General features: G+C 64.2%; 7 protein-coding genes. 2 read left to right on the top strand and 5 right to left on the bottom strand.

Annotated elements, in window-relative coordinates; genetic code table 11:
- Positions 1–123: 123 nt before the first annotated feature.
- The 5 genes from ACWUKX_RS16400 to ACWUKX_RS16380 form a co-directional block, all read right to left on the bottom strand.
- The gene (locus ACWUKX_RS16400) at positions 124–969 is read right to left on the bottom strand and encodes a fumarylacetoacetate hydrolase family protein (protein WP_456007927.1); all 846 of its coding nucleotides are present in this window, start codon (positions 967–969) and stop codon (positions 124–126) included.
- 27 nt (positions 970–996) lie between these two features.
- On the bottom strand, positions 997–1,728 hold the full coding sequence (locus tag ACWUKX_RS16395) for an SDR family oxidoreductase (protein ID WP_127208421.1): 732 nt from the start codon (positions 1,726–1,728) through the stop codon (positions 997–999).
- Positions 1,729–2,150: 422 nt separating this feature from the next.
- Positions 2,151–4,523, bottom strand: coding sequence for an aldehyde dehydrogenase family protein (locus ACWUKX_RS16390; RefSeq protein ID WP_456007926.1), 2,373 nt, complete (start codon positions 4,521–4,523; stop codon positions 2,151–2,153).
- Between the two features lie 228 nt (positions 4,524–4,751).
- Positions 4,752–5,816 (bottom strand): deoxyribose-phosphate aldolase, encoded by a 1,065-nt coding sequence (gene deoC, locus ACWUKX_RS16385; protein WP_456007925.1) that lies wholly within the window; start codon positions 5,814–5,816, stop codon positions 4,752–4,754.
- Between the two features lie 160 nt (positions 5,817–5,976).
- Positions 5,977–6,804 (bottom strand): ferredoxin--NADP reductase, encoded by an 828-nt coding sequence (locus ACWUKX_RS16380; protein WP_456007924.1) that lies wholly within the window; start codon positions 6,802–6,804, stop codon positions 5,977–5,979.
- 220 nt (positions 6,805–7,024) lie between these two features.
- Here ACWUKX_RS16380 and ACWUKX_RS16375 point away from each other — a divergent pair, with 220 nt between their 5' ends.
- Entirely contained in the window at positions 7,025–9,109 is a 2,085-nt protein-coding gene (locus ACWUKX_RS16375; RefSeq protein WP_456007923.1) for a hydantoinase/oxoprolinase family protein, read from the top strand.
- A gap of 1 nt (position 9,110) precedes the next feature.
- Complete coding sequence (locus ACWUKX_RS16370; RefSeq protein ID WP_456007922.1) at positions 9,111–10,856, top strand: hydantoinase B/oxoprolinase family protein; 1,746 nt, start codon at positions 9,111–9,113, stop codon at positions 10,854–10,856.
- The last annotated feature ends 205 nt before the right edge of the window (positions 10,857–11,061 follow it).

Below are 11,061 nucleotides of genomic sequence, written 5' to 3'. Positions count from 1 at the left end.
TGGCAAATGTCTTGCCGAACGGCCAAGCAGCGCTTCGCCGGCCCCCAAAGGAGGCCGATGCCCCCAAACCGACGTCCATACGCCTTCTCTGCAAAGGCCTCACAAGGGGAGAAGGAAGAGCCCCTATAAATCCGCCTTGAACGTCTGCCTCTGCATGCCAAGCCCTTCGATGCCGAGCTCCACAACGTCGCCGGCCTTCAGGAAGACCGGTGGCTTCATGCCGAGGCCGACGCCGGGCGGCGTGCCGGTCGAGATGATGTCGCCCGGATGCAGCGACATGAACTGGCTGAGATAGGAGACGAGATAGGCGACGCCATAGACCATGGTCCTGGTCGAGCCGTTCTGCATCGTCTTGCCGTTGACCTTCAGCCACATCGGGATGTTCTGCGGGTCTTTCACTTCGTCCTTGGTCACCAGCCACGGGCCGATCGGCCCGAAGGTGTCGCAGGACTTGCCCTTAGTCCATTGGCCCTGACGCTCGGCCTGGAAGGCGCGTTCGGAAACGTCGTGCGCGACGCAGTAGCCGGCGACATAGTCCAGCGCCTCGGCCTCGGTGACATATTTGGCTTTTCTGCCGATAACCACGCCTAGCTCGACCTCCCAATCGGTCTTCACAGAGCCGCGCGGGATCAGCACGTCGTCGTCCGGTCCAACGATGGCCGAGCTCGCCTTCATGAAGATGATCGGCTCCGGCGGCACCGTGGCGCCGGTCTCGGCGGCATGGTCGGAATAGTTCAGGCCGATGCAGATGAACTTGCCGGTCCCGGCGACGCAGGCGCCAATGCGCGGCTTGCCGGGAACCGCCGGCAGCGATTTCGGATCGAGCTTCGACAATGTCTCAAGCGATGCCGGGTCAAGCGCCTTGCCGGCAATGTCGGTGACATGGGCCGAGAGGTCACGGATCGTCCCATCCGCATCGAGCAGGCCGGGGCGTTCGCTCCCCGCCTCGCCATAGCGCAGCAGTTTCATAGAATTCTCTCCTTGATTGAGGTGAGCTTAAATCGACCAGCCACCGTCGATATTATAAGCCTGCCCCGACGTATAGGTGGCGCCGGCCAGATAGACGGCGAGATCGGCGATTTCCTCGGGCGTGCCGAGGCGGCCCATCGGCTGGCGGGCGATGAAGGCAGCGCGGGCCGCCTCGTAGTCGCCCTGCGCGTGCATGCGGTCCTGCAGCGACGGGCTTTCGACCGTGCCCGGGCAGATGGCGTTGCAGCGTATGCCCTTGCCGACATAATCGGCGGCAATCGATTTGGTCAGGCCGATGACGGCCGCCTTGGTCAGGCCGTAGACGAAGCGGTTGGGCACGCCCTTGGTCGAGCCCGCCAACGACGCCATGTTGATGATCGAGCCGTCGCCGCGCTCCAGCATGCCGGGCAGCACGGCGCGTATGGTGCGGATCATTGAGCGGACATTGAGATCCAAAGCAAAGTCGAGATCGGCGTCCTTCATCTCGAGGATCGAGCCCGAATGGACGAAGCCGGCGCAGTTGAACAGCACATCGACGGCCCCGATCTCGGCGAAGGCCGACGTCACGGCCTCGTCGTTCAGCACGTCGAGCTTGCGGGTCTTGATGCCAGCCGTCTTGCCAAGCTCGGCTAGCATCACCTCATTGATGTCGGTGGCATGGACGACAGCGCCCGCCCTGGCGAAAGCCAGCGCGCTCGCACGGCCGATGCCTTGTGCCGCCGCTGTGACGACAACGATCTTGCCTGCCAGATCCGCCATGCTTTTCTCCTCTATGGCCGCCGGTTCTTACTGGCACGCGGCCAAGGCGCAATGTGCCAGATAGGCACTATCATGCCGCCTGTATTGCTGTTCGCTTAGGGGCAAATGTTTTTTCTCGGTAAAGAACATCTTTTCTGCCGTCAAGCCCGGAGATCTCTTGGGCCAGGGCAATCGATTCAGGTTTGAATTTAGCCCTTACCTTTTCCGGGCATTGGCGCTGCCCCTCACCTGCCTGGCATCCTCTCCCCGTATAGTGACAGGGAGAGGAGCGCTGTCATCGATGGTTCGCCAAATTCTAATGTTGCAGAATGCGCGCCGAGGCTGCGGCCAGCTTCTTTCTCCCCGTCACTATACCGGGAGAAATGCCCGGCAGGGCAATGAGGGGTGGCGCCGACGCTGACAATCGCAATCTACACACGGGTTCAATCGCCGTAGGGCACCCAGACGTTCTTGACCTCGATGGCACGGCGCAGGAAGGCATCGCCGGCGGCCTCGGTCGACGCCCAGTCGAGGCTGCGGCCGTTGCCGGTCCAGACGCGCTTGAGATTGCCGACAGAGTCGGCTTCGGCTTTGGCGCAGGTCTCGGCATCGGCGAACACCCAGAGCCCGTCGACATCGTCGTGCCTGGCCAGCACGCCGGTGAGCTCGGCGCTACGGCCGGTGACGATGTTGATGGCGCCGGCCGGAACGTCGGAATATTCGATGATCTGATAGAGATCGGTGGCAAGCAGCGGATATTTTTCCGATGGCACCGCGACGACGGTGTTGCCCATGGCGAGCGCCGGCGCCGCCAGCGAGATCAGGCCGAGCAGGGGCGCATTGTCGGGTGCCACGATGCCGACGACGCCGACCGGCTCATGCAGTGCCAACGTGACGGCGCGGGCCGGCGGCTGGTGGACGCGGGCCTCAAACTTGTCGGCCAAGCCGGCATAGAGGAACAGCCGCTCGATCGACTGGTCGACCTCTTCGCGCGCCGCCTTCGCGGTGGCGCCGGTCAGCTCTGTGAGACGCGCGGCAAACTCGTCGGCACGGCCGGACAGGTTTTCGGCCAGGTAGTAAAGCACCTGGCTGCGGTTGTAGGCGGTCGCCTCCGGCCAGCCCTTGCAGCCACGTGCAGCCGCGACGGCGTCACGGATATCCTTGCGGCTGCCGAGACCGACCTCGCCGGCAAGCTTGCCCTTGGCGGTGGCAACGGCAAGCGAATAATTGCCGTCCGGCCTGACCTGCTTGCCGCCGATGAACAGCTTTGCCGTGCGATCGATAGTGTCGCCTTCCGCCTGCTCGACAGGCTGTGTCGTAGCCACTGCCGGCTTGACGGCCGGGCCGAGCGGCAGTTTTGCCGAGAGATATTCGAACATGCCCTCGCGCCCGCCTTCGCGGCCAAAACCGCTCTCGCGGTAGCCGCCGAAGCCGCAGGCGGCGTCGAACATGTTGGTGCCGTTGACCCAGACGACGCCGGCCTTCAATTGCGGCGCGACGTGCAGCGCAAGGTTGACATTCTCGCTCCACACCGAGGCGGCCAGCCCGTAGCGCGTGTTGTTGGCGAGTTCGATCGCTTCCTCGGTGTTGCGGAAGGTCATGGTCGCCAGCACCGGCCCGAACACCTCCTCCTGCGCCAGGATGTTAGCTGGCGAAACGCCTGTCGCCAGCGTCGGCAGGTGATAATAGCCGGAGGACGGCAGCGCCACGTCCGGCTGCCAGCAGACGGCGCCCTGTTTGGCGCCTTCGGCGACCAGTCCCTTGACGCGATCGAGCTGGGTCAGGTCGACCAGCGGGCCGATATCGGTGTTCTTGTCGAGCGGGCTGCCGACGCGCAGCCGGCTCATCCGCGTCTTGACCTTGGCGATGAAGGCTTCGGCGATGCCTTCCTGGACCAGCAGGCGCGAGCCGGCGCAGCAGACCTGGCCCTGGTTGAACCAGATGCCGTCGACCAGTCCCTCGACGGCGCTGTCGAGATCGGCGTCCTCGAAGACGACGAAGGCCGACTTGCCGCCTAGTTCCAGCGATAATTTCTTGCCCGAGCCGGCGGTCGCCTTGCGGATGATCTTGCCGACCTCGGACGAGCCGGTGAAGGCGATCTTCTGGATGCCGGGATGATTGACGATTGCCGCACCCGCCTCCGGCCCGCCCTGGACGATGTTGACGACGCCCTTCGGCACGCCTGATCGTTCGCAGATCTCGGCGAACAGGATGGCGGTGAGCGGCGTGAACTCGGCCGGCTTGAGCACCACGGTGCAGCCGGCGGCCAGCGCCGGCGCGATCTTCCAGGCCAGCATCAAGAGCGGGAAATTCCACGGGATGATCTGGCCGACGACGCCGACGCCCTTCTGATCCGGAAAATCCTTGTCCAGCGCCTGCGCCCAGCCGGCATGATGGATGAAATGGCGGATGGCCAGCGGCACGTCGATGTCGCGGCTTTCGCGGATCGGTTTGCCGTTGTCGATCGATTCCAGCACCGCGAACAGCCGCTGGTGGCGCTGCATGGCGCGACCGATGGCGTAGAGCGCTTTGGCTCGGCTGTAGCCGGAGCTGGCGCTCCATCTAGGCAGCGCTTTTGTGGCGGCCGAAACCGCCGCATCGATATCGGCAGCACCGGCATCCGAGACCTTGGCCAGCAATTTGCCGGACGCGGGATCGCTGGTGTCGAAAGTCTTGCCGCCGCCGGCCGCCTTCCAGTCGCCGCCGATGAACAGCGCTTTGGAAAAATCGCGCGCGGCGAGCCACGCGTCGGCCTCGTTGCGGGCTTCCGGCGCCGGGCCGTAGTCCATGGCGTGATAGCGTTCGAGAATGTTCATGGAGCGCTCCTCTTCAGCGAGGCAGGCGATCCTTCGCGCCCCCCTCTGTCCTGCCGGACATCTCCCCCACAAGGAGGGAGATCGGACTTCATGTTTGGCTGCGGCCATTCTGCAACGTCAGCAGTTGGCGAAATCGCCGATGACAGCCAATCTCCCCACAAGTGGGGGAGATGTCCGGCAGGACAGAGGGGGGCGCGACGGAACGCTACGTTCAAAGCTAGGTCCGCCTCACGCCATCGCGTGGCGATGATTGGCCGAATAGTGGCCGGTCAGGTGGTGTTCGAGCTGGCGCTCGATGTCGGTCAAAAGGCTCGACGCGCCGAAGCGGAACAGGTCCGGCTCCAGCCATCGCCGTCCCAGCTCTTCCTTCATCAGCACCAGCCAATCGAGCGACGCCTTTGCCGTGGATATGCCGCCGGCCGGCTTGAAGCCGATGAGATAGCCGGTCTCCTCGAAATAGGCGCGGATGGCGCGCACCATGGCAAGGCCGACGGGCAATGTCGCGTTGACGCTTTCCTTGCCGGTCGAGGTTTTGATGAAATCGGCGCCCGCCATCATCGCCACCATCGACGCCAGCATGACGTTGCGCAGCGTGGCAAGATCGCCGGTACCGAGAATGACCTTGAGATGCGCCTCGCCGCAGGCGGCGCGCATCGCAACGATCTCGTTATAGAGTTCCTGCCATTTCGCTCCGAAGACCAGGCCGCGCGGAATGACGACGTCGATCTCGTCGGCGCCATCGCTCACCGAAGCTTCGATCTCCTGCAGGCGCGTCGAAAGCGGGGTGAGGCCGTGCGGGAAAGCGGTAGATACGGCGGCGACATGGATACCGCTGCCGCGCAGCGCATCGACGGCGGTGGCGACGAAGGGATGATAGACGCAGACCGCCGCCGGGCGGATCTTTTCACCTGTAATGCCGAGGCCTTCGACGATGTCGCGGCGGAACGGATTGACCGCCTTGGCGCAGAGCCGGCGCACGCGCTCGTCGGTGTCGTTCGAATTCAGCGTGGTCAGGTCCATGCAGGCGACGGCGCGCAGCAGCCAGGCGGCCTGGTTGTCGGCCTTGATCGAGCGTCGTTTGGTCAGACTGGCGACACGCCGTTCCAGCGCCGAGCGGTTGACGCTGCGCATCGATTCCATGAAGCCGAGATCGAGCTTCATGCCGGGGTTGCGGGCAATGCCGTGCGCTTGCGACACCGGCGCGTTGGCGGCAGTGCGCGCCGGCAGCGGCGTGACCTTGGGCGCGCCCAACCTGTCGGCACCGAGATCGGCCTCGCGGATTGTGCTGCTCATCTCCTGCCCCTTTGTTCAGCGACGTCCACCGAGAATAGCCCGCGAAGCAGCGCTTCACGAGTCCTTCAAGCGGTCATAGTTGAAAAAGGCCGCGAAAGCAGCAGATTTTTGACCGTATGGTCAAACCCGCTTGAGGCGGGCGCCGAAGCGCCCCGCCGTCTCAGCCGACGAAGGCGCGCTCGACGACGAAGCTCGCCGGATGATGCAACGAGCCTTCCTGGAAGCCGAGGCTTTCGGCCAGTTCCTTGACATCCCTAAGCATATGCATCGAGCCGCAGATCATGATGCGGTCGGTCTCGGGGTCGAGCTTGTCGATGCCGAGATCGGTATAGAATTTTCCCGAACCGATCAGCGCGGTGATGCGGCCCATGCGCTTGGAGGTTTCGCGCGTCGTCGAATTGTAGAGCGTGACGCGGCCACCGGTCAGCTCGCCGATCAGCGGGTCGTTCTCCAGCTCTGCAACCAGCTCCTGGCCGTAGGTGAGTTCGGCATTGTCGCGGCAAGTGTGGGTCAGGATCACCTGCTCGAATTTTTCATAGGTGTCTGGATCGCGCAGCAGGCTGGCGAAGGGCGCTATGCCGGTGCCGGTCGAGATCATGAACAGGCGCTTGGCCGGGGTCAGCGCGTCGACCACCAGCGTGCCGGTCGACTTCTGCCGCATGATGACGGTGTCGCCGATCTCGATCTTCTGCAGTTGCGAGGTCAGCGGGCCGTCCGGCACCTTGATCGAGAAGAATTCCAGTTCGTCGTCCCAGGCAGGGCTGGCGATCGAATAGGCGCGGAACACCGGCTTTTCGGCGTTGGGCAGGCCGATCATGACGAATTCGCCGGAGCGGAAGCGCAGCGACTGCGGCCGGGTGATGCGGAACGAAAACAGCCGGTCGGTATAGTGCTTCACCGAGACGACGGTTTCGGCATAGACATTGGCCGGTATAGGAAACTGCAGCGGCCGGGCGCCGGCGGTGTTGAACGCGGATGTGGTGTTCATCAAACCTAACCTTCTGGTCAACCCGAGGGCGCTGACGCCAAACCTTCTCCTGCGCGCCCGAACCGATCAGGTCCCGGCGTGCCGTTTGCACACTGCGAAGCGGTAAGCTCTTGTGTCCCGAATTTATTAGTATACAAATGATATTTGCGTCAAGACGCCAGCGTGAAACACCTTTCCAAACTGACACATATCTGTAGTCCTGACATTTCGGGTTTCGACAATGGAAGAGAATTTTTCGGCGCAGACGCTGGATTCCTCGGGCAGCGTCGTCGCCGGCATCGACGTCGGCGGAACCTTTACCGACCTGCTTCTGATCGACGGCCGGGACGGCGGCAAGGTGCACATCGCCAAGACCCCGACCACTACCGACAACCAGGCCTTCGGCGTCGTTTCGGCGCTCGGTGCCACCGGCTTCCCCATCCGCGGCATCGACCTCATCGTGCACGGCACGACGACCACCACCAACGCTGTGCTCGAACGCCGGCTGGCCAAGACCGGCATGATCACCACGCGCGGCTTTCGCGACGTCATCGAGCTTGGCCGGCGAACGCGGCCGCAGCCCTATGGCATGACAGGCAGCTTCGTCCCGATCATTCCGCGCAATCTGCGGCTTGAAGTGTCGGAGCGCGTCGAAGCCTCGGGCGCGGTTCGCATCCCGCTCGACGAAGCCGAGATGCGCGCGGCGATTTCCCAGTTGATCGAGGCCGGCTGCGAATCCCTCGTCATCCATTTCCTGCATTCCTACGCCAACCCGGCGCATGAGCGGCGCGCCGCCGAGATCGCCGCCGAGCTTTGGCCGAATAGCTACATCACGACAGGCCATGCGCTGCTGTCGGAAGCGCGCGAATTCGAGCGCGGCGTCACCGCTTCGGTCAACGCCTCGGTGCAGCCGATCCTTGAACGCTATGTCGAACGGCTGCGCAAGGAATTGGGATCAAAAGGCTACGCCCGCGACTTCCTGATCATGAACGGCAATGGCGGCATGATCTCGGCCCGCTTTGTCACACGCGAGTCAGCCAAGACCGTCATGTCCGGCCCGGCCTCCGGTGTCATCGCCGCCGCCTATACGGGAAAACGCGCCGGCTTCAAAAACCTGGTCACCTACGACATGGGCGGCACCTCGACCGACGTGGCGCTGATCCGCAATGCCGAACCGGCGGTGTCGAACGAGATCGAGATCGAATATGCGATGCCGATCCATGTGCCGATGGTGGCGGTGCATACGGTCGGCGCCGGCGGCGGCTCGATCGCCCGCGTCGATGCGGCCGGCCTGATCCAGATCGGCCCGGAAAGCGCCGGCGCCAATCCCGGCCCGATCTGCTACGGGCGCGGCGGCAGCGAGCCGACCATCACCGATGCCAATCTGGTGCTCGGCCGGCTGGCGCCGAAAAAGCTTCTTGCCGTCGAAAATCCGGTCACCGTCGAACACGTCACCGGCATATTCGAGGACAGGATCGGCCGCCCCACCGGCCTGTCCGGCGTCGAGGCGGCGGGCGCGGTGCTGCGGCTCGGCAACATCAAGATGGCCGGCGCCATCCGCATGGTCTCGGTGTCGCGCGGCCACGACCCGCGCGATTTCGCGCTGTTCGCCTTCGGCGGCGCCGGGCCGCTGCATGCGACGGCGCTGGCGCGCGAGCTCGGTCTGCCCAAAGTGCTGGTGCCGGCGCGGCCGGGCATCACCAATGCGCTCGGTTGCGTCGTCGCCGATCTCAGGCACGATTTCGTCAATACCGTCAACCAGCCGGTGGCAGGGCTCGACGAAGCCAAGCTGCATGCGGTGTTGGAACGGCACCGAAACGAAGGCGAAGAGCTGATCGGCAAGGAAGCGGTAAAGCCGGAGACGATCCGCGTCACCCATTCCGCCGACATGCAGTTCGTCGGCCAGACCCACATCATCAACGTGCCGCTGCCGTCATCCGCGGTAACGCGCACGGTACTGCAGCAGCTTTTCGAAATGGCCTATTTCGGCCGCTTCAAGGTCGAGCTGCCGGAAATCCGCGCCAATCTGGTCAACCTCAACACCTCGGTGACCGGCGTGCGGCCGGCGATCGATCTGTCGCGATTGATCGACCCGGCAGGGCGCGCCAGAACGCTCGACGAGGCGCGGCGCGAAATCCGGCCGGTCTGGTATGGCGGGCGCTGGCACGATACGCCGGTCTATAGCAGGGAAAAGCTGCCGCTCGACGCATTCATCGAAGGGCCGGCGATCCTCGAACAGATGGACGCGACCACCGTGCTCGAGCCCGGCGACCGGGCGCGCTCGGACGCCGACGGCAACATCATCATCGACATCGGTGAGGCCTGAGATGGCAAAACTCGACACCATTACGCTTTCGGTGATCCAGGCGGCGCTGCAGCAGGTCTGCGACGAAATGGACCTGACCTTTTCGCGCGCCGCTTTTTCGCCCGTCATCGCCGAGGCCAACGACCGCTCCGACGGCATCTATTCGGCCGTCGATGGGTCGCTGATCGCGCAGGGCAGCCAAGGTCTGCCGGTGTTCGTCGGCGTGATGCAGTATTCGACCAAAACCGTGATCGAAATGATCGCCGACGGCCGCTGCCTGCAGCCCGAGCCCGGCGACATCTACATCGTCAACGACCCCTATCTCGGTGGCACCCACCTAATGGACGTGCGCTTCGCCATGCCGGTCTACCGGGACGGAACGATTTTCTGCTGGCTGTCGAACACCGGCCACTGGCCCGATATCGGCGGCTCGGTGCCGGGCGGCTTTTCCGCCTCGGCAACGGCGGTCGAGCAGGAAGGTCTGCGGCTGCCGCCGGTGAAACTGTTCAAGAAGGGCGTGCTTGACCCGGAGATCTACGCCATCATCTGCTCTAACATCAGGGTTGCCGACCAGCGCATCGGCGACATCCGTGCGCAGGCGGCGGCACTGCTGATCGGTCAAGACCGACTCAACGGAATCCTGGATCGTTACGGCAGCGAAACAGTGGTCGAGGCGATCGCCGAACTGCGCCGCCGCGCGGCCGAACAGATGCGCGCCAACATATCAGCCATTCCCGACGGCGTTTACCATTCCAAGGCCTTCGTCGATTCCGACGGGGTGGTGAACGAGCCGCTGACCATCGCGCTTGCCGTCGAGAAACACGGCGACACTCTCAACTTCGATTTCTCAGGCTCGTCAAAACCTTGCGCCGGGCCGATGAACAGCGTCTTGGCGACGACCTTATCCTCGGTTTATCTCGCGATGCGCCATATTTTCCCTGATGTGCCGATCAGCGCCGGCGCCTTCGAGCCGCTGATCGTCAAGCGGCCGGAAGGCACCTTCCTCGACGCAAAATATCCGCGCCCGGTATCGGGCTGTGCGGCCGAGGTTTCGCAGCGCATCGCCGAGGCGGTGTTCGCGGCGATGGTGCAGGCGCTGCCGGACAAGGTGACGGCGGCCCCGGCCGGCTCCAGCGGCAATTTCGCGCTCGGTGGCAACGATCCGGCCCGCGGTCGCGATTACGTCATGTACCAGATCTCCGGCGGCGGCTATGGCGGCAATGCCGATCATGATGGCCTGACCAATGGCTGCTCGACCATCGGCATCTCCAAATCGCCGCCGGTCGAAATCATGGAGCAGGCTTTTCCGGTGCTCTACCGCCACTATGCCCTGCGCGAAGGCTCGGGCGGTGCCGGCAAGCATCGCGGCGGTTTTGGCCTCGCCTATGAGGTCGAGATCCTGCGCGGCGACGCCCGCGCCTCCTTCGTCATGGACCATGGCCGCTTCGGCCCGCAGGGCGCGCTCGGCGGCAAGGACGGCGCGGTCAACACGGTAACCGTGTTCCGCGACGGCCAGGAACACGTGCCGCCGCACCTCTCCAAGGAGCAGGACATCGCCCTCAAAGCCGGCGACCGCGTGCGCGTCGGCACGCCAGGCGGCGGCGGCTATGGCGATCCCCTGGCGCGCGACCCGGAACTGGTGCTGAGGGATGTCGCCCTAGGATACTATACAGCCGAGGACGCTGGCGAAAAATTTGGTGTCTCCCTGTCGACGGATGGGCTGGCGATCGACCGGGCGGCGACGGACGAGAAACGCGCCCACCGCTGAGATAGGACGAATTCTCGGCGAGGCCCCTCGCGCAACCAGACGCAACCAGGTCACTTTCCCGGCCCTCACTTTCCCGCTTGACTGACCCGCCGTACCGAATACGCTATTGGGGAAAATACCGGCTCCGACCGCCGGGCGGCAAAAATGCCTCGTATGCCTCGCCTTCCGCGGCGGCGGCTGCGGGGCATTGTTATTTTGGGGATTT

The organism is Mesorhizobium sp. f-mel (assembly GCF_053850215.1).
Note: the sequence above shows the minus strand (reverse complement) of the source record. Positions and strands in the feature narration are given on the sequence as shown.

Bases quoted from the DNA above. Each gene is read 5' to 3' on its own strand.
- ACWUKX_RS16370 (WP_456007922.1), top strand. From the start codon at position 9,111: ATGGCAAAACTCGACACCATTACGCTTTCGGTGATCCAGGCGGCGCTG.
- ACWUKX_RS16400 (WP_456007927.1), bottom strand. From the start codon at position 969: ATGAAACTGCTGCGCTATGGCGAGGCGGGGAGCGAACGCCCCGGCCTG.
- ACWUKX_RS16375 (WP_456007923.1), top strand. From the start codon at position 7,025: ATGGAAGAGAATTTTTCGGCGCAGACGCTGGATTCCTCGGGCAGCGTC.
- ACWUKX_RS16390 (WP_456007926.1), bottom strand. From the start codon at position 4,523: ATGAACATTCTCGAACGCTATCACGCCATGGACTACGGCCCGGCGCCG.
- deoC (WP_456007925.1), bottom strand. From the start codon at position 5,816: ATGAGCAGCACAATCCGCGAGGCCGATCTCGGTGCCGACAGGTTGGGC.
- ACWUKX_RS16380 (WP_456007924.1), bottom strand. From the start codon at position 6,804: ATGAACACCACATCCGCGTTCAACACCGCCGGCGCCCGGCCGCTGCAG.
- ACWUKX_RS16395 (WP_127208421.1), bottom strand. From the start codon at position 1,728: ATGGCGGATCTGGCAGGCAAGATCGTTGTCGTCACAGCGGCGGCACAA.